Annotated in this window: 27 protein-coding genes; 22 read left to right on the top strand and 5 right to left on the bottom strand. The window is 39.4% G+C overall.

The window, feature by feature from the left end:
- The first annotated feature begins 145 nt into the window (after positions 1 to 145).
- Together AC6CHU_RS04065 and pyc are read left to right on the top strand one after the other, a co-directional pair.
- The gene (locus tag AC6CHU_RS04065) at positions 146 to 1,348 is read left to right on the top strand and encodes an FtsW/RodA/SpoVE family cell cycle protein (RefSeq protein WP_159862532.1); all 1,203 of its coding nucleotides are present in this window, start codon (positions 146 to 148) and stop codon (positions 1,346 to 1,348) included.
- Between the two features lie 182 nt (positions 1,349 to 1,530).
- Positions 1,531 to 4,971 (top strand): pyruvate carboxylase, encoded by a 3,441-nt coding sequence (gene pyc / locus AC6CHU_RS04060; protein WP_251282765.1) that lies wholly within the window; start codon positions 1,531 to 1,533, stop codon positions 4,969 to 4,971.
- 200 nt (positions 4,972 to 5,171) lie between these two features.
- Here the strand turns inward: pyc and AC6CHU_RS04055 are convergent, their stop codons facing one another.
- Positions 5,172 to 6,149, bottom strand: a complete 978-nt coding sequence (locus AC6CHU_RS04055) for a COX15/CtaA family protein (RefSeq protein ID WP_159862534.1) — start codon at positions 6,147 to 6,149, stop codon at positions 5,172 to 5,174.
- 633 nt (positions 6,150 to 6,782) lie between these two features.
- Here AC6CHU_RS04055 and cyoE point away from each other — a divergent pair.
- From cyoE to AC6CHU_RS04010, 9 genes are all read left to right on the top strand, one after another.
- On the top strand, positions 6,783 to 7,721 hold the full coding sequence (gene cyoE / locus AC6CHU_RS04050) for a heme o synthase (protein WP_159862535.1): 939 nt from the start codon (positions 6,783 to 6,785) through the stop codon (positions 7,719 to 7,721).
- Positions 7,722 to 7,832: 111 nt separating this feature from the next.
- Complete coding sequence (coxB, locus tag AC6CHU_RS04045) at positions 7,833 to 8,909, top strand: cytochrome c oxidase subunit II (protein ID WP_159862536.1); 1,077 nt, start codon at positions 7,833 to 7,835, stop codon at positions 8,907 to 8,909.
- Between the two features lie 28 nt (positions 8,910 to 8,937).
- On the top strand, positions 8,938 to 10,806 hold the full coding sequence (gene ctaD, locus AC6CHU_RS04040) for a cytochrome c oxidase subunit I (protein ID WP_159862537.1): 1,869 nt from the start codon (positions 8,938 to 8,940) through the stop codon (positions 10,804 to 10,806).
- Positions 10,806 to 11,435 (top strand): cytochrome (ubi)quinol oxidase subunit III, encoded by a 630-nt coding sequence (locus AC6CHU_RS04035; protein ID WP_159862538.1) that lies wholly within the window; start codon positions 10,806 to 10,808, stop codon positions 11,433 to 11,435. Before ctaD ends, AC6CHU_RS04035 begins: the two co-directional genes overlap by 1 nt.
- A 4-nt stretch (positions 11,436 to 11,439) precedes the next feature.
- Positions 11,440 to 11,775, top strand: coding sequence for a cytochrome c oxidase subunit IVB (ctaF, locus tag AC6CHU_RS04030; protein ID WP_159862539.1), 336 nt, complete (start codon positions 11,440 to 11,442; stop codon positions 11,773 to 11,775).
- 181 nt (positions 11,776 to 11,956) lie between these two features.
- The gene (gene ctaG, locus AC6CHU_RS04025) at positions 11,957 to 12,859 is read left to right on the top strand and encodes a cytochrome c oxidase assembly factor CtaG (protein WP_498120124.1); all 903 of its coding nucleotides are present in this window, start codon (positions 11,957 to 11,959) and stop codon (positions 12,857 to 12,859) included.
- Between the two features lie 244 nt (positions 12,860 to 13,103).
- Positions 13,104 to 13,571 (top strand): DUF420 domain-containing protein, encoded by a 468-nt coding sequence (locus tag AC6CHU_RS04020; RefSeq protein WP_159862541.1) that lies wholly within the window; start codon positions 13,104 to 13,106, stop codon positions 13,569 to 13,571.
- A gap of 115 nt (positions 13,572 to 13,686) precedes the next feature.
- On the top strand, positions 13,687 to 14,859 hold the full coding sequence (locus AC6CHU_RS04015) for a GNAT family N-acetyltransferase (protein ID WP_159862542.1): 1,173 nt from the start codon (positions 13,687 to 13,689) through the stop codon (positions 14,857 to 14,859).
- Between the two features lie 194 nt (positions 14,860 to 15,053).
- On the top strand, positions 15,054 to 15,404 hold the full coding sequence (locus AC6CHU_RS04010; RefSeq protein ID WP_159862750.1) for an Asp23/Gls24 family envelope stress response protein: 351 nt from the start codon (positions 15,054 to 15,056) through the stop codon (positions 15,402 to 15,404).
- An 85-nt stretch (positions 15,405 to 15,489) separates the two neighbouring features.
- On the opposite strand, the gene AC6CHU_RS04005 is transcribed toward AC6CHU_RS04010, so the two are convergent.
- The gene (locus tag AC6CHU_RS04005) at positions 15,490 to 15,849 is read right to left on the bottom strand and encodes a YugN family protein (protein WP_159862543.1); all 360 of its coding nucleotides are present in this window, start codon (positions 15,847 to 15,849) and stop codon (positions 15,490 to 15,492) included.
- 233 nt (positions 15,850 to 16,082) lie between these two features.
- Between AC6CHU_RS04005 and AC6CHU_RS04000 the strand changes: the two genes are divergently transcribed.
- From AC6CHU_RS04000 to AC6CHU_RS03990, 3 genes are all read left to right on the top strand, one after another.
- The gene (locus AC6CHU_RS04000) at positions 16,083 to 16,724 is read left to right on the top strand and encodes a CAP domain-containing protein (RefSeq protein ID WP_498120121.1); all 642 of its coding nucleotides are present in this window, start codon (positions 16,083 to 16,085) and stop codon (positions 16,722 to 16,724) included.
- Between the two features lie 3 nt (positions 16,725 to 16,727).
- A complete protein-coding gene (locus AC6CHU_RS03995) occupies positions 16,728 to 17,159 on the top strand; it encodes a CBS domain-containing protein (RefSeq protein ID WP_159862545.1) in 432 nt (143 codons plus the stop codon).
- Positions 17,160 to 17,381: 222 nt separating this feature from the next.
- A complete protein-coding gene (locus tag AC6CHU_RS03990; RefSeq protein WP_251282770.1) occupies positions 17,382 to 18,416 on the top strand; it encodes a CAP domain-containing protein in 1,035 nt (344 codons plus the stop codon).
- An 18-nt stretch (positions 18,417 to 18,434) separates the two neighbouring features.
- Here the strand turns inward: AC6CHU_RS03990 and AC6CHU_RS03985 are convergent, their stop codons facing one another.
- Entirely contained in the window at positions 18,435 to 18,809 is a 375-nt protein-coding gene (locus AC6CHU_RS03985; protein ID WP_498120119.1) for a hypothetical protein, read from the bottom strand.
- A gap of 13 nt (positions 18,810 to 18,822) precedes the next feature.
- Entirely contained in the window at positions 18,823 to 19,320 is a 498-nt protein-coding gene (locus AC6CHU_RS03980) for a PaaI family thioesterase (RefSeq protein WP_498120117.1), read from the bottom strand.
- Positions 19,321 to 19,484: 164 nt separating this feature from the next.
- On the opposite strand from AC6CHU_RS03980, the gene AC6CHU_RS03975 reads away from it, so the two are divergent.
- From AC6CHU_RS03975 to AC6CHU_RS03955, 5 genes are all read left to right on the top strand, one after another.
- Positions 19,485 to 19,892, top strand: a complete 408-nt coding sequence (locus AC6CHU_RS03975; protein WP_159862549.1) for a YlbD family protein — start codon at positions 19,485 to 19,487, stop codon at positions 19,890 to 19,892.
- Positions 19,893 to 19,904: 12 nt separating this feature from the next.
- Positions 19,905 to 20,147, top strand: a complete 243-nt coding sequence (locus tag AC6CHU_RS03970) for a YlbE-like family protein (protein WP_159862550.1) — start codon at positions 19,905 to 19,907, stop codon at positions 20,145 to 20,147.
- A 117-nt stretch (positions 20,148 to 20,264) separates the two neighbouring features.
- Positions 20,265 to 20,696, top strand: coding sequence for a hypothetical protein (locus tag AC6CHU_RS03965; protein WP_159862551.1), 432 nt, complete (start codon positions 20,265 to 20,267; stop codon positions 20,694 to 20,696).
- A gap of 59 nt (positions 20,697 to 20,755) precedes the next feature.
- Entirely contained in the window at positions 20,756 to 21,193 is a 438-nt protein-coding gene (locus tag AC6CHU_RS03960; RefSeq protein ID WP_251282774.1) for a YlbF/YmcA family competence regulator, read from the top strand.
- A gap of 155 nt (positions 21,194 to 21,348) precedes the next feature.
- Positions 21,349 to 21,624, top strand: coding sequence for a YlbG family protein (locus AC6CHU_RS03955; protein ID WP_498120114.1), 276 nt, complete (start codon positions 21,349 to 21,351; stop codon positions 21,622 to 21,624).
- A gap of 32 nt (positions 21,625 to 21,656) precedes the next feature.
- On the opposite strand, the gene AC6CHU_RS03950 is transcribed toward AC6CHU_RS03955, so the two are convergent.
- Complete coding sequence (locus AC6CHU_RS03950) at positions 21,657 to 22,046, bottom strand: DUF7147 family protein (protein ID WP_498120112.1); 390 nt, start codon at positions 22,044 to 22,046, stop codon at positions 21,657 to 21,659.
- Positions 22,047 to 22,229: 183 nt separating this feature from the next.
- Between AC6CHU_RS03950 and AC6CHU_RS03945 the strand changes: the two genes are divergently transcribed.
- From AC6CHU_RS03945 to coaD, 3 genes are all read left to right on the top strand, one after another.
- A complete protein-coding gene (locus tag AC6CHU_RS03945; RefSeq protein ID WP_498120110.1) occupies positions 22,230 to 23,636 on the top strand; it encodes a stalk domain-containing protein in 1,407 nt (468 codons plus the stop codon).
- A 351-nt stretch (positions 23,637 to 23,987) separates the two neighbouring features.
- A complete protein-coding gene (gene rsmD, locus AC6CHU_RS03940) occupies positions 23,988 to 24,542 on the top strand; it encodes a 16S rRNA (guanine(966)-N(2))-methyltransferase RsmD (RefSeq protein WP_498120108.1) in 555 nt (184 codons plus the stop codon).
- Positions 24,543 to 24,601: 59 nt separating this feature from the next.
- Positions 24,602 to 25,081 (top strand): pantetheine-phosphate adenylyltransferase, encoded by a 480-nt coding sequence (coaD, locus tag AC6CHU_RS03935; protein WP_159862557.1) that lies wholly within the window; start codon positions 24,602 to 24,604, stop codon positions 25,079 to 25,081.
- Positions 25,082 to 25,123 lie beyond the last annotated feature (42 nt).

Genomic DNA, 25,123 nt, shown 5'->3' with positions numbered 1-25,123 from the left:
ACAATTAAAAATTGGTATAACATAATTGTAGAATTATTTCCTTAGCTGTGTTACATTTAAATTAACTTTTCTTTTCTTCAAAGCAGGATATTTAATATTATAGTAGAATAAGTAATAAACTTAGAAGATAAGGGAAGAGGGCTGAATGTTAAAAAAAATATTAAAATCATATGATTATACCTTGATAATAGCTGTAGCCCTGTTATCTGTTTTTGGTCTCATTATGGTGTTCAGTGCAAGTATGGTAACAGCTGTGCAGATTTATGGCCAGGATAGCGACTTTTTTTATAATAAGCAAAAACTGAATTTAATTATCTCAGGCATTGTTTTCGTTTTTGTGGCTCTATTTCCATACAAAGCTATGCAAAGCAACAAATTTCTTGTTCCAATGGTGTTCTTTTCTTTATTAGGCCTGATTGCGTTATTTATATTTGGAAAAGTGGCGGGCGGGGCTATGAGCTGGTTTGAAATCGGCAAAAGAAGCCTGCAGCCTGCAGAGTTTGTTAAGCTATCAGTCATTATATACCTGGGTGCTGTCTACGCAAAAAAGCAGCCATATATTAATGAATTTAACAAAGGGGTTCTTCCCCCGCTTGCTTATCTGATTCTTGCCGTAATACTGGTTGCCGTCCAGCCTGATTTTGGTTCGGCCATAATCATTTTGCTTGTGGCTGGAGCAGTGATCTTTACATCAGGCATGAATTTCAAGAACATATTTAAACTGGGGCTTTTCGGAGTGCTGCTGGCTGCTCCTTTTATCCTCCTGTTAAAAGATAAGATTTTTGCACCTTATCGATTGGGGAGGGTAGAAGCATTTAGAGATCCCTTTGGTTCGGAATTCGGCTATCAGCTTTCGAATTCCTACATTGCCCTTGGAGCAGGCGGATTAAAAGGGCTCGGCCTAGGTGAGAGTATACAAAAACTTGGGTATCTTCCTGAAGCTCATACTGACTTCATTATGGCCGTAATTGCAGAGGAGCTTGGAGCATTTGGAGTAGGTTTTGTCATTCTGCTTCTTGGGTACATTGTCCTGAGGGGGATCTTTATCAGTTTAAAGTGTAAAGATGCTTTTGGCAGCTTACTTGCTATCGGCATTTCCGCCATGATAGGAATTCAGGCGTTCATTAATCTTGCAGGGATTTCGGGCGTTATGCCGCTTACCGGGGTTACACTTCCTTTTATAAGCTATGGAGGATCATCTCTGCTTCAGCTTTCGATTGCAATGGGGATTCTTGTAAATGTATCTATGTTCGTAAATTATGAAAAAAAATATAAAAATAAACATGAAGAAACAAATCCGGAATCCATAGAAATGGCCTCCGAAAAATCTTTTTCAATCCATAAATAAGCACACAGTTAACCTAACAGTGCTTTATTTATATATCAATCAGCATTTGCTGATTACATAAGTGCTTCCATCAGGAGGCAGCCAATCAAAGTTATAATGGCCGGACAGCGGAAAACCCGCCCGGCCTCAACTTAGATTTGGCAGAATATTGCCAAAAAATACATAAAGACGGGGTGTTTTATTTGAGCAGAAGAATTAACAAGGTGTTAGTAGCCAACAGAGGAGAAATCGCCATTCGTGTATTCCGTGCGTGCACAGAGCTGGATATTCGCACGGTAGCTGTCTATTCCAAAGAAGATTCCGGATCCTACCACCGCTATAAAGCGGATGAAGCTTATCTGGTAGGGGAAGGCAAAAAACCGATTGAAGCCTATCTTGATATTGAAGGAATCATTGATATAGCTAAAAGCAGTGATGTTGATGCAATTCACCCGGGCTACGGGTTTCTGTCTGAAAATATTGAATTTGCAAAACGGTGTGAGGAAGAAGGGATCATATTTATAGGCCCTACTTCGAAGCACCTGGATATGTTTGGAGATAAAGTAAAAGCAAGAACTCAAGCCCAGCTTGCTGAAATTCCGGTTATTCCAGGCAGTGATGGTCCGGTAGAGAGCCTGGATGATGTAATTAGCTTCGGAAAAAATTACGGCTTCCCGATTATCATTAAGGCTTCATTGGGCGGCGGCGGAAGAGGAATGCGTATCGTAAGGAGCCTTGAGGAAGTAAAGGAATCATATGAGCGTGCAAAATCAGAGGCAAAAGCAGCTTTTGGCAATGATGAGGTTTATGTTGAAAGATTCATAGAAAGACCAAAACATATTGAAGTTCAAATCATCGGTGACCAAGAAGGAAATATTGTTCATCTATATGAAAGAGATTGTTCAGTCCAAAGGCGCCATCAGAAGGTTGTTGAAGTTGCACCTTGCGTGTCCCTTGCTGAGAATCTGAGAGACGATATATGCCAAGCTGCTGTAAACCTGATGAAGAACGTAGATTATTTAAATGCAGGAACGGTCGAATTCCTTGTTTCAGGTGATCAGTTTTATTTCATAGAAGTAAATCCGCGTGTGCAAGTTGAGCATACGATCACCGAAATGGTAACAGGTGTTGATATCGTACAGACGCAAATCCTTGTGGCTGAAGGCTACTCGCTGCACAGCAAAGAAGTTGGTGTTCCTAAACAGGAAAATATTCATATACATGGCTATGCCATTCAATCACGTGTTACAACAGAGGATCCGTTAAATAACTTCATGCCTGATACAGGCAGATTAATGGCATACAGATCAGGCGGCGGTTTCGGCGTGAGACTTGATGCAGGAAATGGTTTCCAGGGAGCAGTGATCACACCATATTATGATTCACTGCTAGTTAAACTATCAACACACGCAATGACTTTTCAGCAGGCAGCTTCAAAAATGGTAAGGAACCTTCAGGAGTTCCGTATCCGGGGAATTAAAACAAATATTCCTTTCCTTGAGAATGTGGTAAAACATGAGAAATTCTTAATTGGTGAATATGATACATCATTTATTGATGAAACTCCTGAACTATTCCTTTTCTCGAAAAAGAAAGACCGCGGAACAAAGATGCTGAATTATATCGGGAACGTAACAGTAAATGGATTTCCGGGAATTGAAAAGAAAAAACGTCCGGTATTTGATGTGCCGCGAGTTCCGAAATTAAAATACAGCACAGATTACCGGGACGGGACCAAGCAAATTTTAGATAATCAAGGTCCTGAAGGGCTTGTTAAATGGATTAAAGAACAAAAAGAAGTCCTGATTACGGATACTACCTTCCGTGATGCGCATCAATCGCTGCTCGCGACAAGGGTAAGAACAAATGATCTGAAGCATATCGCAGAGCCGACAGCAAAATTGCTTCCGGATATGTTCTCTTTTGAGATGTGGGGCGGTGCAACTTTTGATGTTGCTTATAGATTCCTGAAAGAAGATCCTTGGGATAGGCTGCTGACTTTGCGGGAAAAGATGCCAAATGTTTTATTCCAGATGCTTCTTAGAGCTTCGAATGCGGTGGGATATAAGAACTATCCAGATAATGTCATAAGGGAATTCGTAGAAAAATCAGCCTACGCAGGAATCGATGTATTCCGTATTTTCGATAGCCTTAACTGGGTTAAAGGGATGGAAGTCGCAATCGATGCTGTCCGCCAGACAGGAAAAATTGCCGAAGCCGCTATGTGCTATACAGGTGATATTCTGGATCCAGCCAGAACGAAGTACAACCTTAAATACTATAAAGATTTGGCAAAAGAGCTGGAAAATCAGGGAGCTCATATTCTGGCCATCAAAGATATGGCTGGTTTACTGAAGCCGCAATCAGCATACACTCTTATTTCTGAATTGAAAGAAACAGTAGATATTCCAATTCATCTTCATACCCATGATACAAGCGGAAATGGAATTTACACATATGCAAAAGCTATTGAAGCTGGAGTGGATATTGTGGATACAGCTTTAAGCACAATGGCTGGCCTGACCTCTCAGCCAAGTGCTAATTCATTATATTACGCACTGCAGGGGAATGACAGGCAGCCAAATATTGATATCCAGTCGCTCGAGCAATTATCTTACTATTGGGAGGATGTCCGCAAATATTACGAGGACTTCGAAAGCGGCATGAAAGCCCCTCATTCAGAAGTCTACCAGCATGAGATGCCTGGAGGGCAATACAGTAATCTTCAGCAGCAGGCTAAAGCGGTAGGCCTGGGGGATAAGTGGGATGAAGTTAAGGACATGTACTCCAGAGTGAATCATATGTTTGGAGATATCGTTAAAGTTACACCTTCATCCAAGGTAGTCGGTGATATGGCATTGTTTATGGTCCAGAATCAGCTGACAGAGCAGGATGTTTTGAATAAAGGCAAATCTCTGGATTTTCCTGACTCAGTGGTAGAATTATTCGAGGGCTACTTAGGACAGCCATATGGAGGGTTCCCGGCGGACTTGCAGAAGGTCATATTGAAAGACAGGGAGCCAATCACTGTACGCCCGGGTGAGCTTCTAGAAGATGCCGACTTCGATGCAATAAAAGAAAAACTCTTTAAAGAATTGGGCAGACAGGTAACAAGCTTTGAGGCAATTGCCTATGCGCTGTATCCAAAAGTATTTATGGAATATATAAAGACCTGTGATCAATTTGGTGATATTTCCGTTCTTGATACCCCTACATTCCTATATGGTTTAAGACTGGGTGAGGAAGTGGAAATTGAAATTGAAACAGGTAAAACATTAATTGTTAAATTAGTTTCGATTGGCCAGCCTCAAGCAGATGGGACCAGAATTGTTTATTTCGAGCTAAATGGACAACCGCGTGAAGTAAGCATAAAAGATGAAAGCATTAAAGATACAACAGCAGCCAAGGCAAAAGCTGATCCGCATAATGAAAGCCATATTGCAGCCAGCATGCCGGGAACTGTCATCAAGTTACTTGTAGAAAAAGGTGAAAAAGTCGAAAAAGGGGATCATTTAATGATTACCGAGGCTATGAAGATGGAAACCACTGTACAAGCACCATTCTCTGGAACGGTAAAGGATATTTTCGTCTCTAATGGAGAAGCAATTCAAACAGGAGATTTACTGATAGATTTATCTAAATAAATAGCTGTTTTCGTAAAGTCTATTGCTTCTCTAACTTAATTAAATTTGCTGAGTGAACTTCGCCGCGGCACTTGATCCTCGCAGGGGAGACTTGCATTCCTCCCCGCTGGTTTGCTGCGTGTCTGGAGCGGAAATCAACAGCAGAATTCATAACAAAAGAGCTTCGGCGAAGAATGCCGAAGCTCTTTTGTTTATTTAAATTAAGGGATAGAAGTAACGGTAGGAATTCCAGATTCTTCATTTTTCTCTTTTTCCTTAACTCCTGAAACAGCAAGCTCATTCTTTCTGCTTCGTGAAGTCAGGAGGATAAAATAGCTTAATACTCCAAATAAGCAGGAAATAAAGAAGGCGTGGGCAAGAGCTATATACAAGTTAAGTCTGGTTAAAACAACTAATGCACCTGCAGCAACCTGGAGCGATACTAAGATAAATGATATAATCCAGCCCCAGTAAATCACCTTCTGTTCCCGGTAATGTTTAACGGCTAGATAGGTAATATAAGCAATCCATATAAAAATTAATCCAGCAGCGGCCCGGTGCCCCATCTGTACCCATTCATACATATTGGCAGGAAGTGCGAAGGAATCATTTATGCATAATGGCCAGTCACGGCATACAAGGCTGGCATTTACATGGCGCACTAGAGCGCCGGTGTAAACAACTGCATAGCTGTATAACGAAACCCCAATAATATGTTTCCTCATTCTTTTATCGATAATAAGCTTCTCTGCCTCGAATTTTTTATCTACTTCAAAAATAAGCAAAGTCAGGAGCAGTACTGCAGCAAATGATATTAAAGATATCCCGAAATGAAGGGCGAGCACAAAATCAGATTGCCCCCAGACTACGGCGGCAGCTCCAATTAAAGCCTGCAGGATAAGGAAAAACAGAGAAGTCAGTGATAAAAACTTTGTTTCCCTAATATGACCTATTTTTCTCCATGTCCAAATCGATAATATAAGTACCATAAACCCGATAGAGCCTGAAACCAGTCTATGGGCCAGTTCAATAATCAGTTCAGGAGTAATATCGGTCGGAACCAGTTCGCCATTGCAAAGCGGCCACGATTTCCCGCACCCCATTCCTGATTCAGTTTTCGTAACCAGGGCACCGCCCAGCAAGACTAAAAGCATGCCGAATGATGTTAGAACGGCAAACCATTTTAAAGATCGTTGCAAAGCCTTTCACCTTCTTTATATATTCTGTGTTTATCAATAGTGTCTATAATTGAATTACTGCGTATTTATTCATTATATATCTTAACAGAGATCCTCTGAAAATCCATATATGAAGAGAGTCTAGTTACTTTTTCGATAGTACAGGAATAAAATGCTTTTTACAACAGTTATAAAAATTATAAAGTTAATTATAGTAAAAAAGGTTGAAACTTATAATAGAGTTTGCTAGAAATATAAAGGGGGTATAAAATGGTTGTCCCCTGTCGCGGAAAATAACCTAAAATACATAAAAGTGAGAATACTTTATCCTCCGTAGTTTTCTGAAGCAGCTTTATTATCTCAAAAATAAACCCTTTCTTTAAGTGAATTTAGGCTTTGACACAAATTAGTCATAAATTATTCTAAAAAAATTCACAAAAGAGTTTTAAAGTGTGATTTAATATACAGAGAAATGGTTTGGGTTCATTTAGATAGTAAACAGTTTAAATACATTATTAATGGTAGAAAACTATTAGTATGATTATTATTCATCCAGGGTTCACCCCTCGTTTTTTATCGTGAATATGGCATTCAGGGCATTTATACTTTATAGTAGGTGTAATGTTCGCGATAAGGGATTAAGGAGGAAAAGATATGTCTGACTCACGGGCTTTGAGTGATGCAGCTATTGAGAACACAGAGCGAAGCCTTCAAAAAGATCTGCCTGAGACTACAGTTTGGAAGGATTTCCTTGCTCTAATCAAAATTGGCATTGTGAATTCCAATCTAATTACAACTTTCACCGGTCTTTGGCTTGCACTGCATTTTTCCGGAAAAGGATTTTTCAATAATCTGGATTTAGTTCTTTATACAGTAATCGGCTCTTCACTGATTATTGCAGGCTCCTGCAGCTTAAATAATTTTATTGACCGCGACATTGATCCTTTAATGGAAAGGACAAAAGGGAGGCCAACTGTTACTGGGAAAGTGAACCCAGGCAAGGTGGCACTTTTGAGTTTTCTGCTTATTGGCCTTGGTACGGCCTTTTTAATGTTTACAACAGCAGCAGCGGTTGTAATTGGATTACTAGGTGTTTTCAGCTATGTTGTTCTATATACAATGTGGACGAAGCGCAGGTTTGTATCCAATACGATTGTAGGCAGCATTTCAGGGGCAGTTCCCCCGCTGATCGGGTGGGCAGCAGTGGATGGCAACCTTGATCCCATGGCCTGGGTACTGTTTGCTATCGTGTTCATCTGGCAGCCTCCTCACTTTTATGCACTTGCAATGAGAAGGGCAGAGGAATATAGGGCTGCGGGAGTTCCGATGCTTCCAGTAGTAAAAGGATTTAAAACAACTAAAAGGCATATTTATTTATGGGTTGCAGCACTATTGCCGCTGCCGTTTCTTATGCCATCATTAGGATTGCCTTTCTTAATACTTGCTGGTGCTTTAAATATTGGCTGGTTATTAACCGGGTTATACGCAAGAAAGTTTAATGATGATATTAAATGGGCTACATTAATGTTTGTATACTCCCTGCAATATCTGACCATTATGTTTGTAGCTATGGTAATCATTACACTTATTTAACTTAGTTAGGAAATTCCTTCTTTCGTTTATAACGGGAGGGGATTTATCCATATTTTTTGATCAAACAATTCAAAAAATGAAATCTTTACGAAAGAGGGGTTTGATTAAGCTATGAAAAGGCTTGCAAAGTGGCGTCTTTTTTCTCTGTTTGCAATGATGGCGCTCATTCTTTCCGCTTGCTCCGGCAAACCGTATTTATCAACGCTGAATCCTGCCGGCGAAGTGGCGCAGACACAATTTGATTTGATGGTGTTAAGTACTGTAATTATGGTAGGAGTAATTGCGGTCGTAACAGTAATCTTCTTTATTGTTGTATTTAAGTTCCGCCGAAAGGACGACAGAATTCCAAAACAAGTTGAAGGAAGCCACAAACTGGAAATCATTTGGACTGTTATTCCTATTCTTTTGCTTCTTATTCTTGCTGTACCGACAGTTTCAGCTACCTTTAAGCTTGCTGATGTAGGCCCAATGGAAAAGAAGAATGAAGAAGGCAAGACAGATGCACTTGTTGTAAATGTGCGTGCAAACTTATACTGGTGGGAATTTGAGTATCCAAACCAGGAAATCATCACTGGCCAGGAATTAGTTGTTCCAACGGATGAAAAAGTTTATTTCAATCTTATTGCTTCTGATGTAAAGCACTCCTTCTGGATTCCTGCTGTAGGCGGTAAGCTGGATACAAACACGGACAACGTGAATAAATTCTGGCTGAAGTTTGACAGTGAAAAGGCTGAAGAAGCAGATAATTTCTTCTACGGAAAGTGTGCTGAGCTTTGCGGTCCATCCCACGCATTAATGGATTTCAAAGTTAAAGCGGTTCCACGTGAAGAATTCGATCAATGGGCAACTGCTATGGCAGAAGTTAAAGAACCTAAAAAAGCGGAGACAGATCTGGCTCAAGCTGGTCAGGAAGTCTTCAACAACAGCTGTATCGGCTGTCATGCTGTAACACCGGCAAACACTGCTCCTGAAGCAGCTCGTTTAGCTCCAAACTTAACAAACTTCGGTGATCGTGACCGTATTGCAGGTATCCTTGATCATACTGAAGAGGACCTTAAGGATTGGTTAAGAGATCCTGAAACATTCAAGCCTGGCAATAAAATGACAGGTACTTATGGTGAATTGTCTGAAGAAGAGCTTGATGCCCTTGCTGAATATTTAATGGGCTTGAAAGTTATGGAACAATAGGGGATTTTTTGAAAAGGGAGGTAAAATTGTGAGTACCTTAGCACAAAAAAAAGGTTTCGGAGCGGTTTTATGGGACTACTTAACAACAGTTGACCATAAAAAAATCGCAATCCTTTATCTTATAGCTGGCGGATTTTTCTTCTTGCTTGGCGGATTGGAAGCCATGTTCATCCGTATCCAGCTTGCAGTACCAAATAATGATTTTGTAAGTGCCGGATTGTATAATGAAATTTTAACTATGCACGGTACAACGATGATCTTCTTGGCAGCTATGCCACTGATTTTTGCTTTTATGAATGCTGTTATGCCACTTCAGATAGGTGCGCGTGACGTTGCATTTCCATTCTTGAATTCTTTAGGATTCTGGCTGTTCTTCTTCGGAGGAGTTTTCTTGAACCTATCATGGTTCTTAGGCGGAGCTCCTGATGCCGGCTGGACTTCTTATGCTTCACTTTCAATTGCTTCTGAAGGGCATGGAATCGACTTCTATGCACTCGGACTGCAGATATCAGGTGCTGGTACGTTAATCGGGGGAATCAACTTCCTTGTTACCATTATTAACATGCGTGCTCCTGGTATGACCTACATGCGTATGCCTATGTTCACTTGGGCTACATTTGTTACATCAGCATTGATTTTATTTGCTTTTCCAGCTTTAACAGTAGGACTTTTCCTGTTAATTTTCGACCGTATGTTTGGATCTAACTTCTTTGATCCTGCTATGGGCGGTAATACAATTATCTGGGAGCACTTCTTCTGGATTTTTGGACACCCTGAAGTTTACATCTTGGTATTGCCGGCTTTCGGTATTTTCTCCGAGATTTTTGCGATTTTCTCAAGAAAGCGCCTTTTCGGATACTCTTCAATGGTATTCGCAACGGTTCTTATTGGTTTCTTAGGCTTCATGGTTTGGGCTCACCATATGTTTACAACTGGTATGGGTCCGATTGCAAACGCGATTTTTGCTGTAGCAACAATGGCAATTGCAGTACCGACTGGTATTAAGATCTTTAACTGGCTATTTACAATGTGGGGCGGAAGCATTACATTCACAACTCCGATGCTTTGGGCTATTGCCTTTATTCCTTCATTTGTAGCCGGTGGTGTTACTGGTGTAATGCTTGCATCTGCGGCACAGGATTACCAGTATCATGACAGCTACTTTGTAGTTGCTCACTTCCACTATGTTATCGTCGGCGGTGTTGTGTTTGCATTATTTGCTGGCGCACATCTATACTGGCCAAAAATGTTCGGTACAATGTTAAACGAATTCCTTGGAAAAATTACGTTCGTATTATTCTTTATTGGATTCCATTTAACATTCTTTATTCAGCATTTCCTCGGACTTTGGGGAATGCCTCGACGTATTTTCACTTTCCTTCCTGGACAGGGTTTCGAAACGTCGAACATGGTAAGTACTGTAGGTGCGTTCTTCATGGCAGCCGCAGTAATCATTATGTTAGTTAATATTGTTATTACAAGTGTTAAAAATGAAAAAGTCGGCAATGACCCTTGGGGAGATGGCCGTACATTAGAATGGGCTATTCCATCACCGCCTCCGTTCTATAACTTCAAGCAGCTTCCGCTTGTTCGCGGTCTGGATGCATATTGGCTTGAAAAAATGGAAGGCAAAAAAGGCATGTCACCTGCAGAGCCGCTTGGTGATATCCATATGCCTAATAACTCTTTCATCCCATTTGTGATTTCTTTAGGTCTATTTGTTGCCGCATTTGGTGCAATGTACCGCGCAGAACACAGCTGGGGTATCCCGGTACTAATCGTGGGTATGCTTATTACTCTGGGCTCTATGTTTGTACGTTCTGTCAAGGATGATCATGGATACCACATTCACAAAGAAGATTTGGAAGATAATAATGATAAGGGGGTTAAGGCATAATGGCTGCTGAACAAAAAATGACTTACGAAACATGGCCTGCGTCGCCTGAAAAGCAAACCCTCGAAGCCAAGAACAAATTCTTAGGTTTCTGGTTTTTCCTTGGGGGAGAGACAGTTTTATTCGCCTCCCTTTTCGCTACTTATCTTGCTTTAAAAGACAAAGTACCTAGCAGTGACATGGCTCTTGCGAAAGACTTGTTTGAAATTCCATTGGCATTCATTATGACAATGCTGTTACTAACAAGCTCGCTGACAAGTGTATATGCTATGTATCACATGAAGAATTTCGACTTCAAAAAAATGCAGCTATGGCTTGGAATTACTGTTTTACTTGGGCTTGGATTCCTCGGTTTGGAGATTTACGAGTTCAATCACTATGTGCATGAATTCCATCATAGCTTCACAAGCAGTGCCTTCGGTTCAGCCTTCTACACATTAGTTGGTTTCCATGGTGCTCACGTGGCATTCGGTTTACTTTGGATCACTACTTTGATGATCCGCAACAGCAAAAGAGGATTGAGCCTATACAATGCTCCTAAGTTTTATGTGGCCAGCCTTTACTGGCACTTTATCGACGTTGTTTGGGTATTCATCTTCACAGTAGTATATTTAATGGGAATGGTGGGATAAACTGATGGCCAATCAACAACCAAACTCAGGTAACCCAAGAGTAGACATTGAATATAGACGCAAAAAAAGTGCAGATGAGATGAAACACCAGGTTATCACTTTTGCACTAATGATCTTCCTGACAATTGTTGCGTTCGTTGCAGCAGGTTATGAAGGTTTCTCTGGATGGTTTGTAGTGCCATTCATTCTGATTCTTGCTCTCGTGCAAGTAGTTTTTCAATTATATTATTTCATGCATATGAGTCATAAAGGTCATGAAGCACCGTCTTTGTTCTTATATTCGGGAGCATTTGTCGGATTCATTACAATCATTGCTTTCTTGACCGTTATTTGGTGGTAAGTTAAAAAGAAAATCGGCTGAAGGCCGATTTTCTTTTTATGTAAAGCAGAGTTTGTAATCATTACCCAAATTCGGGCTTATTGAGATTGCAGGCTGAAGAGGGTATAATAGTACTTGTCAATATAAGATTAGAATTGGTTACGTTCAAGGCAGATTGAGCAATATTCAATGAGGTGATAGCATGTCTTTGGAAATATTCGGTTTCCGTGCTCTTTGGAGTCCATATTTCTTTTTATTTGTTGCATTAATTCTTGCAGGATACTATATGTTAACAGTCAAGTACCGTGGAAGGTTCAAAGATAGTGAGCCATTAACCAAAAGGCAGGGTGTGTATTTTACTATCGGTATGATTGTGTTATATGCGATCAAAGGTTCCCCGCTTGACCTAATGGGCCATTTAATGTTCTATGCTCATATGATTCAGATGGCTGTCCTGTATTTAGTTGTTCCTCCGCTTGTAGTTATGGGAATTCCCCAATGGGTGTGGAGAGCAGTGGTTAATCATAAAGCTATTAAACCTGTATTCAATATTTTTACAAAGCCATTAATAGCTATTATCCTGTTCAATGGAGTATTTTCAATCTACCACATACCAGATGTTTTTGATGTGGTTAAAACGGATATGATGCTTCATACTGTATACACATCTGGCCTGTTTCTGCTGGCAATCTTTATGTGGTGGCCAACTATTAATGAACTTCCTGAAATGGAGTCACTGGACGGTCTAAAGAAGGTAGGGTATATTTTTGCAAATGGTGTTTTATTGACTCCTGCATGTGCTCTAATCATTTTTTCAGATACTCCAATGTACAGTACCTATTCTGATCCGAATGCATGGGCGCAGGCCCTTCAGTTATGTGTACCTTCTGCGACACTGGCAAGCCTGAATCTTAGCGGGCCTGAAATGTTTAATTCAATGTCACTTATACACGATCAGCAGCTTGGCGGGGTCATCATGAAGATGATCCAGGAAATTGTATATGGCTTTATTCTTGCTCAAATCTTCTATGCATGGTACAAAAAAGAACAGGAAATTACTCCTTCAGAAGAAGAAACAATACTAAATCCTCATTTAGTAAAATAAATAAAAAATAAAAATCAACTCAACTCCAGTCAGAGGCTGGGGTTGATTTTTTCAATAAAGTAAAAATGTTGGCATATTGCATAATAATGATCACCGGGTTTTAAATAAATATTGAACATTTAAGGAACTTTTCCTTAAAGCCAAACAGTTTGTTGAAAAATATAGTACACTTTAATAAAATGATCTTTGTGAGAAAAAACGTGAATTAGATTTTTAAACTGTTATTTGGAGAAAGGAAGAATTTATGGAATACTCATTGCCTATACTCCCAACCATAAGCACAACCTTTATTGTTCTAAGTGCAATAACGGTTGCTATTGGCTGGGTGCAAATCAGTAAAAAGAAGCTTGAGGCTCATAAGAAAACAATGACTTTAGCAGCTGTGTTTGCTGTTATTTTCTTTATCATTTATGCCAGCAGGACAGTTTTTATTGGAAATACTGCTTTTGGCGGCCCTGATGATATAAAAATTTATTATACGATCTTTTTAATTTTCCATATTACACTGGCAACTGTGGGGGCAGTTTTAGGAATTTGTTCGCTATATACTGGCTATAAAAATAAAGTTGCTGCACATAGGAAATTGGGACCGATAACCAGTGTTGTCTGGTTTTTTACCGGCATAACAGGTGTTGCAGTCTATCTGCTGCTGTATGTTTTCTACCATGGAGGAGAAACTACCTCTGTAATAAAAGCAATCCTGGGTACGTAACAGGACTAAGATGCCGCTAGCTGTTAGCGGTATTTTTTTATGCCTATAATATTAAAAGGACATATTGGCTATATGGCGAATATTAATAATGATATTTTAATTGGGAGTGGATTTTGTGTCGGTAAGAAGATTAACTGAGAGCGAATTTAAAGAGGCCATAAAGCTTTCCATGTATGCCTTCCAGTACAATGTGCCTGAAGCTGACATCCCGGCCCGGATAGAACGTTTAAAAACTCATGACATTTTTGGTATTTGGGAAGAGGAAAGTTTGGCTGCCAAGCTTCACATCATCCCCCTTAAGGTTCATATTAATGGTTTTGATTGGGATATGGGAGGTGTTGCCGGGGTGGCGACATATCCTGAATATAGAAGAAAAGGCCATGTAAGCAAACTGATCAAGTACGCTTTAGCCGAAATGAATAATAAGGGTCAGTTATTTTCATTTTTGCATCCATTTGATATTTCGTTCTATCGAAAATACGGATGGGAGATATTCACAGAATATAAGAAAACGCATATTAAGAAAATTAATTTAAAAATGGCGGGGAAATCTTCAGGGGCCATTAAGCGGTTTACTAAGAATCAGCACACATTAACCATCGAAAAGATTTATCAAGAATTTATGCAGCGGTATTCAGGAGGGCTTGTAAGAGACACCTATTGGTGGGAGAACTTTGTGTATTCTGATTACCAGATTGCAGTGTACTTTGATGAATCAGGTGAGGGACAGGGCTATATCTTATTTAAGGTCCAAGACAATAAAATGGATATCGAAGAATTTGCAGCTCTAAACCAGGAAGCTAGAGTGAATTTATGGAATTTTATCTGTCAGCATGACTCAATGGTTGAGGAAGTAAAGATCACCACCTCTGTACATGACCCATTTCCTTATTATTTGAATCAGCCCAGTTTAAAAATGGAGGTTTTTCCGTACTTTATGGGAAGAATCGTTAATGCTGAAAAATGTCTTATGCAATATAAATTCCAGGACAATAGCGAAAATGTTTTTCTTCATATTGAGGACCACCATGCACCATGGAATCAAGGAAGCTACTTACTTTCTGAAAACGGCGTCAGACTGTTTAAAGAGAAGGAAGGAAGCCGATGTGCAAACCCTCCCGCAAAAGGTTTGCATATGTCTATTAATGCCCTTTCAGCAATAGTTATTGGCTACAAAAGGCCCATAGAGTTATATGAACTTGGCGAAATAAAGGGTCCCAGAAATGATTTGGAAATACTTGAAAGAAAAATTCCTGTGCAAAAGTCCTTTTTCTATGATTTCTTTTAAGGAAATAAAAGCGTCCAAGGTGGCGCTTTTTTTCTTTGGACAGTCAAATATTAGTCCTTATCAAGGCGGTGATAAATAGACTGTAACACTTTTAGTATTTTAAGCATTACATATTATAAAAATTAAATTAATGCATTTTCCCTGAGAGATTGTTGCCCTGTTTAAAAAATCGCACAGAAAGAAGTGAAATGAAGATGAATAACGATCATCTTAACTTCGAGACGATGCAGGCAGCCAGTGACATAATCTCCGCAATTGTAGAATCCAGCCTGGAGGAAAAAAAAAGTGTCATTCCGCTTAAGCATGAAAGATTCACATTCTTTAAGAAAAAAAACGAGCCGATTTCCATATTTTTCAGAAACACTGAAGTATATTTGAAAATAAAGCTTAACATAGTAAAAGGTAAAAATATCTTGGAGGAAACGCTCAGGATTCAGAAAGAAATAAAGGATGAAATTGTCCATTTAACGGGACTTGAGGTTAAAAGAGTAGATCTCTCAGTTCAAAAAATAATATCTGCAGAAAACGCTCTTTCTGAAAACTAAGTTATAAAGGACCTATAAGCTAATATGAAAAAGACGCATGATATCCATGCGTCTTTTCTAATTCAGTAATCTTTAGAAAATAAAATTACTCAGCGAATTGGTCAATCTCTGCTTTTATCTCATTCAAAGTTTTTTCGCACTGGCTTACTAATGATTTAGGGAAGCTTTCGCCCTCACCATATTCTATCCCATGCGGATAATAATGTTTGCCAAGAAGCGGGGTCATAAGTTGAATAGTTGCTCTATGAGCTCCTACATCTCCTTCAACCGCATATCCAAATACACGAAGGTAAAAAACGCCCTCTTTTAATTCGAATTTACGGTCATATGTAACTCTTTCATAATCCCATTGCCCTTCACGGACCAGGCCGTGAGAAAGCATTACTTCATCTAAGCGGGTTAAGTCTGCTTTTTTATTTTCCAGACCTGTGTTTTCAAATTTCATATTTGTCCCTCCTGAAAACATCCATGGTTGTGTTGAACGATCCATGCATAATTTTAACAAGTTTATCTCAAATTTAATAATAGTAGAAAAAAGCGTAACTTGCAACGGATTCATGCAAGAAAACATCCGTCTGTCGAAGAACGATAACTGAAATGCCGAAAATTTACACCATGGCCGGCATATCTGGGACAACTGTACTCGCAGCAGCTAAACTGTGAAAGGGGAAGCGTCAATTGCATAAATACAAAGTCATCAGTATCTTCTTTTTGCTATTATTTATTACACCACTGTCTGCAGGTGCTGCAGCAGATTACAGAGTTGAGCAGCAGGATACACTTTGGGAAATTGCACTAAAATTTCAGAAAGACCTTCAGGACATTATTAACAGCAACCCTCAAATTGAAAATCCTGATTTGATTTTTCCTGGTGAAATTATTATCATTCCCAGCCGTGGAAAGTGGAATTATTCTCCTAAAATGGATGATAATGAAAATGAGCTAATGAGACTTACAAATGAAAAGCGAAAGGAATTAAGGTTAAAGCCGTTGTCAGTAGATGTAAAACTGAATATTGCCGCCAAAAAAAAATCGTCGGATATGATGAAACTACAATATGTTTCACATAATTCTCCTACTTATGGAAATCCTACAGAAATGCTGAGGAATCAGCAAATATCTTTTATGACCGTAAAAGAGAATATCGGGGCAGGCTATAAAACAGCTGATGAAATGTTTAATGCCTGGATGAATTCTGCAGTCCTCCGGGAAAATATTCTAAGCAAAAAGGCAACTCATTTTGGCTCCGGATATAGTCAAGGAGGACTGCACGGTCATTACTGGACTATTTTCATTGTGGAAAAAAACGAAGGAGGATAAAAAGTGGAAAAAATCAGCGATATTATGACAGACCAGGTTGAAAGCTGTTCTTTATTAGACAATGTTTACGAAGTGGCAGTTAAGATGAAAGAATTAAACGTAGGAGCTATCCCAATCGTGGATAATGATAAGCTCGTGGGAATGATTACTGACCGGGATATCGTTCTGCGCTGTGTGGCAGAAAAACACCCTGCCTCATCTAAAGTAGAAGATATTATGAGCAGCCACTTAGTAACTGTTACGAGGGATACAGAGGCTCAGGAAGCAGCAAGATTGATGGCTGAACACCAAATTCGCAGGCTTCCTGTTGTGGAAGGGGACAGGCTAGTTGGAATAGTATCTTTGGGCGACTTTGCGGTACGTCATTTAACAGATGACCAGGCTGGTGAAGCCCTGACTGATATTTCAAAACATGAAACTGGAGCACAGCATTAAGAGGACACCACTCGGTGTTCTTTTTTTTTGCAGCAAAGATTGCTGAATTCGGAACTTATCGAAAATAATAGATAAACCATACGCCTAATGGTATGATAAATAGTATATATGCAATTATTCCATTTAGAATTCATTTAAAAGAAATCACAGTAAAATGCCTAAGAAACAGTGAGTAATCGAAGGGGGGAAGGTTCTCTGCGAGCGCTTTTCCGAATTTTAGTATTGATTTGCATTTTTCTGGCAGCAGGCTTTTACATCGATATTGATCGCAAAGAAAAAGGGGAAATACTTGTCAGTCAGGAAAGCACAATTAAAGATATAAATAATAAGGAAAATAACCTATCTTCCAATACGGGGTTTCCTGAAAAGGGTGTGGCAGCACTCATGGGGAAATCATCAGGGGAGCTCAAAGGAAGTTTGGGAGAGCCGTCCAGAATAGACCCGTCTTTTTTCGGCTACGATTGGTGGATTTATGATATAAGCAGCACGGAATATATTCAGGCTGGCGTCAGCAATAATAAAGTGGTCAGTTTGTTTGTGACAGGAGAAGACTCAGACATTTATCCTTTTAAAATTGGGCAGCCCATTGGTGAATTATATTCATCCGTCTTTTTTGAAACAGAATTCAGCCTTAAAGTAAAAGGCAGCTCATATCGCTTTGAATTATCAGAAGATGACCTCAATACAAGGCCGCTTGTAATGGTCGGAGATTTTTATTCGCAGCTGAATATAGACAGGTTTACAGGAACGCTATCCAGCGTGAGGTTAATGGATGCAGCCACTTTAATTAAGCTTCGCCCGTATGAAATGGTTTACCGTGGTGAATTATTGGAGTCTCCCTTGCCTTCCCCTGCCCTCGAAGAAGAAGTTGAGAGAGCGAAAGAGAAGCAAATTTTCGACATCACTAATGTTATAAGAGTCAGACATCATTTACAGCCGCTGAAATGGGATGATCAGACTGCATCAGCAGCATTAGATCACAGTAAAGATATGTACGAATCCAATGACTTTTCACATACTTCCAAAACTTATGGAGATTTGAAGGACCGGCTTCAAGCTAAAGAGGTGCTGTATGAGGCAGCTGGGGAAAACATTGCTGCAAATTATACGGATGCACCTGCTGTAGTTGAAGGATGGCTTAACAGTAAGGGCCATAGGGATAGTCTCCTGAAAGAAGAATTTACCCATCTTGGAGTTGGGGTTTATAAAAAGCATTATACGCAAAACTTCATAAAAAAAGCCGATGGCGAAAGCTAAAAGAGAAAAGAGCCTAAATTAAGGCTCTTTTCTGTTAGGAGTAATCTGAATCCTGCCAACCTGAAAAAAGTCATCCTTCCAATTTCCATACAAGTGAACATGGTCACCGATCTTGACGGAAGGAGTTTGGGTATTATACATTATTGGAGTTATTTTTTTAATATTTGAATATTTGAAGCTCTTTGTCTGGACGGTTAGTTCAAGGACATGCACATAGCGGCTGTAAAGATACCGTTGCCTGCGCTCGCTTAGATGGACGATTTCACCTGTAATAATGGCCTCTTCAGGAACATCTGCCAGTTTCGCCCACCTCTCATAACCATCCCGCATTTCCTTTTTAGTCAGCCAAAAAAAATAAAGGCAAATTATTGGTATGACGATAGCAGTGACCATCTTCCCACCGCCTTTAATTATTTACATTTTTCTTTTCGATGATAAAAAAGCTGCCTGTTGCCTGTGCAATTTTTCTGCCATCCGAACGGATTACATCTGCAGATAATACCATGGTTTTTGTTCCCTTATGGTCAATAGCGGCACGGCAGGTTAGGTATTCCCCTTTGCCGACAGCGAGATAATGAATATTCAACTGTGTCGTAACAGCAGCAAAACCTTCAGGAAGCAGGGAAGCCGCAAGTGTTCCCATGGCAGAGTCAACTATTGTTGCAGTTATTCCCCCATGGAGAATTCCGAGCGGATTATTGACAATCTCACTCAAAGGAACAGTCAGTATGCACACATCTTCAGTTATGTGCCGCTCCATATGAAGCATACCGCCTATATATGAGCTGTTTTGCCCGGTTTGTCTTTTTTGAAAACCTAAAAGCAGGGATTCTAAAGCTGTTATTTCATCGTCAGTCGCATTCTTTGTGCACTGATTGAATAACTCCATAAGATCTTTATTCATTATTGTTCACCTTTCAATATCTTTCTGCATTCATAATAGTAACATTAATGGCTGAATTTTTGAATTTTAATGGACCAATAAATAAAGCAGCCATTTTTATTCACCTTTTTCATTCATTTTCATATGGTATTATAGGCATTTGCATCAGAACGAGGTGATATGGCATGTCCAAAACGAAGCTTCACCCCTCTGTTGAAAAGTTCAAAGAGTTTGTAAAACAGAATCCCCGGATCATCAAAGAAGTAAGGGATGGAAAAACAACATGGCAGGAATTATATGAGGATTGGTATTTGCTTGGTGAAGAAGATCCAAGGTGGGATTCCTTGAGAGAAAACAAAGATAATACACAAAAGAACACTGAGAAAAAAAGTGACTGGATGGGAAACATTATGGGTACTCTTAAGCAAATGGATGCAAATCAAATGCAGGGGTACATCACTAATCTCAGCCAGGCACTTTCAGCTGTGCAGGGGGTTATTTCACAATTTCAGGGCGGGGGCCAGATACCATCAGGAGGTTCAAAGCCAAGTGTGACAAAACCAAGCAGCCCTTTTACATTTAAAAAGGATTAAGGGGTTGAACAGATGAGAAAAGATATCGTCGAGTACCTTGAACAAAAGCAGGAGCTTAGGCAATTTATCCGTGAACAGCCTCACTGGTATAGAAAACTCAGCAGAAATCCGAATGAGATTCAATCTTTGGAAGTGGCAGCACTGCACTATTATAAAAAAACGATTCCCCATAAGGTTGAAAAAATTACGAATGGAGTTCAAATGGCCTCCATGATGATGAGCATGTTTCAGGCCATGAATTCTCAATCCAATTAAAAAGCTTTCTCGAACAAGAGAGAGCTTTTTATTTGTTATGGAGTAAAAATAATCAGACGGGCAAACACTAACTTTATTAGATATTTACGGAATACATCCTAAAGGAGTGTTAAAATAATGAAAAGCCAAAAATACTTCTTAATATTGCTGGTTATTTTGGTTCTTACAGCGTGCCATAAAGATATTCCTGAGCCAGAAACAAAAATGGCGGCCAGTACTCCTGCAAATGAAGAAACAGCAGAACCATTAATGCCTGTTTCAGGGGTGGAAAGTGAAGCCAAGGATCCTTTTTATGTCAGGCATCAAATTAAGGGGAAAGATGTACTTGTTGAATGTATTGTGCAGGATGTGTCCTTTAGAAAACAAAGCAGCAAAGAAAAAGGGAAAATTATCCTGTATCTAAACGGAAAGAAGAAGGAGGAAATCCATTCAGCTGCTTTTATCATCAAAGGGCTTCCTTCAGGAAAACATCGAATTGGGCTGGAACTTGTTAAAGGAAAAAATGCCGATGTCTCTTTAAAAAGAGATTTTATTGTGGTGATCCCTTAGTCTACTTGCTTTAGCTTTAAACCGTTTCATGATAAAATAAGAAACGGAGGTGAGCTATTTTGCTTGCTACATTAGAAAGAGTGGCTATTTTGGACAAAGCTGACGAGCTTGCAGCGATGATTACAGAATCTGAAGAAGCGGAACAATACCGCAAAAGTTTATATAAATTAAAGAACAGCCGTGAAACCCAGCGGAAGATACAGGATTTTATCAAAATGAAAGAACTGTATGAAGAAGTTCAGCGATTTGGCAAATATCATCCGGAGTACAAAAGGGTGATGATGTCTATTAGGGAGCTAAAGCGAGACATGGACATGGATATTCATGTGGCAGAGTTCAGAAGAGCAGAGACTGAACTGCAAACCCTCCTGGATGAAGTGAGTACGCTGATAGGAAGGTCTGTGTCTGAACATATTAAAGTTCCCACTGGTAATCCTTTCTTTGAATCCAGCTGCGGAGGGGGCTGCGGTTCTGGAGGCAGCTGCGGGTGTTCATAAAAAAGCTTTCCCTAGAGTCAACCTTCAAAACAAAACCAGCTCAGGCTGGTTTTTCTTTTGGACAAAAAATGCAGTTTGTGAACCTTCCCATTGAAAACTATTATTTTTCTGTGCTAGACTAAATAAAACAAACGAATACCGAAGGGGAAAAATATATGCTTGGTCAAAGGCAAGGAATTGTTGTATGGCTTTATTCTTTAAAACAGGCAAAAATGTTAAGAAGATTTGGAAATGTTCATTATGTTTCAAAGCGGCTTAAATATGTATTGCTATACTGTGATCTTGCCGATACGGAAACAATTATGGAGAAGATAAATTCATATTCTTTTGTAAAAAAAGTGGAACCCTCCTATAAGCCTTTCCTAAAAACGGAATTTGAAAATTCCAAACCGGACAAAGCGAAGGAATATGATTATAAGATGGGAATATAAAGGCTTGAGCAAAGCTCAAGCCTTTTTCTCGTTTAATGCAAAGGTGCAATAAAATGATTAAGCCTTAGAATTCCAATCAGATACTGATAATATAATTCCTTTTCATTAAAAATGGCAGAAGGTTTTACTGTCAGCTGAATTATCTCTTTATTCAGTTCCTTCGCAGCATTCTCGAAAAGATTATACCTCTTATTTGGAGTTGACTCTGGATTTGGTATTCCCTCACGGCAAATATATAAAGGCTGAAATTCTCCCGGATCTGTCGGCTTTAATATGACCGCCAGGGATGTCATTTCTTTATCATTGATGCTCGTATGGAAAACGGCCATGTGTGATAATCGATGCTTGTTCGCCCGCGCTATTTCAATTAATTCATAAATGTCAGAGTAACCTTCGCCAATTTCTATAAAACGCTGTATCAAAATTTGAACCTCCTTAATACTCCAGGTATATGCTTTTTATATGAATTTCCCCATCAATACTATCATTCCCTGCATAAAAATAGAATGGAAAAAAACTATAAAATTTATAAAAATTAATGTGACTGATGTCCTTCCCTTTTGGTATTGTTAGGTTAAAAGAAAAAGGACTAAGAGGGCATAGTAATGTGGAAGGCATCTTTATTTATTTTTTTAATATTTACTGGAATTATTTCATGTATGATGCTGTGGCAGTGGCAGACTTATTCTGATCGCGCAAATTCACTGGAAAGTTCCGAGGCGATTACACAGGAACTAACAGTTGAAACGCATCTGAAAGAACTAAAAATCACCCAAAAGTTATACGGGCTTATGGCCCGTAAAGAATATAGACTTGATATCCCCGACACTCTATATAACTGGAATTGCAAAGATGGGAACGGAAAACCCTGTGATTCAGCAGACGAAATTCTTTATACATTTTTTTCTGGTGATGGTCAAATGATATTTGAATATACTGTACCGATAAATGAAAGAAGTAAGGCACTTTTATTAACTGATTGGTTTGTAAAAATCCCGGGTCTAAAGGCTGAGGGCTTGTCCATATCCATTTCGGATTCTATCAAAAGAGAGGGTTCATGGGCTGCAGGAATCAGGCTGAAAGCCAAAAAGAAATTAGATCATATCGATTATTATTTTTTCGAGGGCTCTGGAGAAATTCCATCCCTTTACTGGCAAGGGGAGCCGCTATTGAAGACATCAATAAACAATATAGATGCATTCACAGCAGATAGTCAGGAGGCAAGCCTGGATTTTAAGAAACTAAATGATCTAGGGAAATTTCCATTTATGTCAATCATCCTTACCAATCTTTATCCAGAATATAGGGATGAACATATCCTGATTGCATCTCCTCATATTAAAACCAACGAACTGGAGAAAAAGCTTATTGCTTTGCAGCTTCACAGATTGTTTGCAGGTGATACTCCTGCCTGGATTATTGATGCTTTGACAGCAGGCGTATTAGATGCAAAACCTGAGTCAGCAAAAGCGGCAAAAGCCCTGAAGGAATTGCAGGGGGAGCTGACTGAAGATGAACAAAAGGATTTTCTTATAAATGTATTTCAGGTGGAATCTCTAAATGCGGAAAAGCTAGACAAGCTTTTAGGCAATGCTAAAGGACTGCACACCCAATTTTTCACCATGAATATCATAAGCGGAGCACAGCTTGTTCCACTGTATTTTCAGGCTGACAAAAAGCTCTTGGTGTCAGGTGCTGATATGGGAAGCATTAATTTAATTTATAGGGATGGCTTAATTTTTCTTCCTTTTGCAGAAACGATGCAGGCATTGGGATATGATGTCAAGTTCTTATCCGGCGAGGATACGATCTTTTTGTCAAAAGGGAATAACAGTTATCGGTTTTATTTGGAAAAAAATGTTTTCATCTATAATGAAGAGGATTATGGATTGCTTATTAATCCGCTAACCAGGCAAAACGGAACTGTATGGATGGAGATCCAATGGTTAAAAAAACTCTTCAGAGTGACGGCTGAAGAAAAAGATGACGGAATTCACCTGAATCCGTATTAGGACTAAATGAATACAAAATAAAAAGCCCTGCAGTTAACTGCAGGGTCCTTCTATATCCTTTTCAGGATAGAAGGCAAAGGGAGAGGAGAAACCGGAGGAAGAACTTATGGGGAAACGTAAGTCTTCTCCGCGGTTGGCAACAACATCCTTGAATAGATGCTGTTAACTACATTATTTCCACAATCCTCATGGATATACACTTAATACTATATTTTTTTCCAGATCATGATTTCTCTTTCAAGTTGCCGGTTGGCTACAAATTGTAAGATATGGTAGGATAGGATAGAAAAAAACAGTTTTCCAATCTGAGCAGTCTGGGAAATTGAAATATTGCAGGTTAGTGGTGATCGAATGCGAGTGGTATCGGGAACTAGAAAAGGGAAAATATTAAAAGCTGTTCCGGGCAGCTCAACCCGTCCGACTACTGATAAAGTAAAAGAAGCTATTTTTAATATAATAGGGCCTTATTTTGACGGCGGCCAAGGGCTTGATCTGTTTGCTGGCAGCGGCGGCCTTGGCATTGAAGCTCTGAGCAGAGGAGCGGACAAGATCATTTTTGTGGATAGGGACGGAAAGGCCATTCATACTATTCATGAAAATATTCGTACTTGCGGATTTGAAGATAAAGCAGAAATATATCGAAATGATGCAGATCGTGCTCTCAAGGCTATATTAAAAAGAGATCTGGTTTTTGATTATATATTTCTCGATCCTCCATATCGCAAGCAGCAGCTGCTAAAGCTTCTCACGATAATTGATGAGAATAATCTGCTCTCGGATCAGGGGACGATTTTATGCGAACATGGATCAGATGTGGAGCTCCCTGAAACCGTTGGAAGACTGGTTCAGCAGAAACACGAAAATTATGGGATCATTTCTATCTCTATCTACAGCTGGGCTGAATAATACATACTTGGAATTGTAATGGAAAAAATACATAATAAGAACATGACAGGGGGATAACAATGGGAGGCATTGCGGTTTGTCCAGGCAGCTTCGATCCAATTACTTATGGTCATCTGGATATTATTAAGAGAGCGGCAAAGGTATTTGAACAGGTCTATGTAGTTGTATTGAATAATTCTTCTAAAAAACCTCTTTTTAGTGTAGAAGAAAGAATTCAGCTGATAGAAGAAGTAACAAAGGATCTAAATAATGTTAAAGTCGATTCTTTTCAGGGGCTGCTGATGGATTATGCACAGTCAGTTAATGCGAATGCAGTTATACGAGGCCTTCGTGCAGTTTCTGATTTTGAATATGAAATGCAGATCACGTCCATGAACAGAGTCTTGAATGATGAAGTGGAAACCTTTTTTATTATGACCAATAATCAATATTCGTTTTTAAGCTCAAGCATTGTGAAAGAAGTGGCAAAATATAACGGGGACATATCAGAACTGGTTCCTGATATTGTAGAAAAAGCTCTTAAGAACAAATTTCAATAATTAATCAGCAGGAGTGTCCTTACCCGCTGATTGTATGACTTA

This window comes from Cytobacillus sp. GQ23, assembly GCF_059758675.1.
This window is presented reverse-complemented; position numbering and strand designations above follow the sequence as displayed.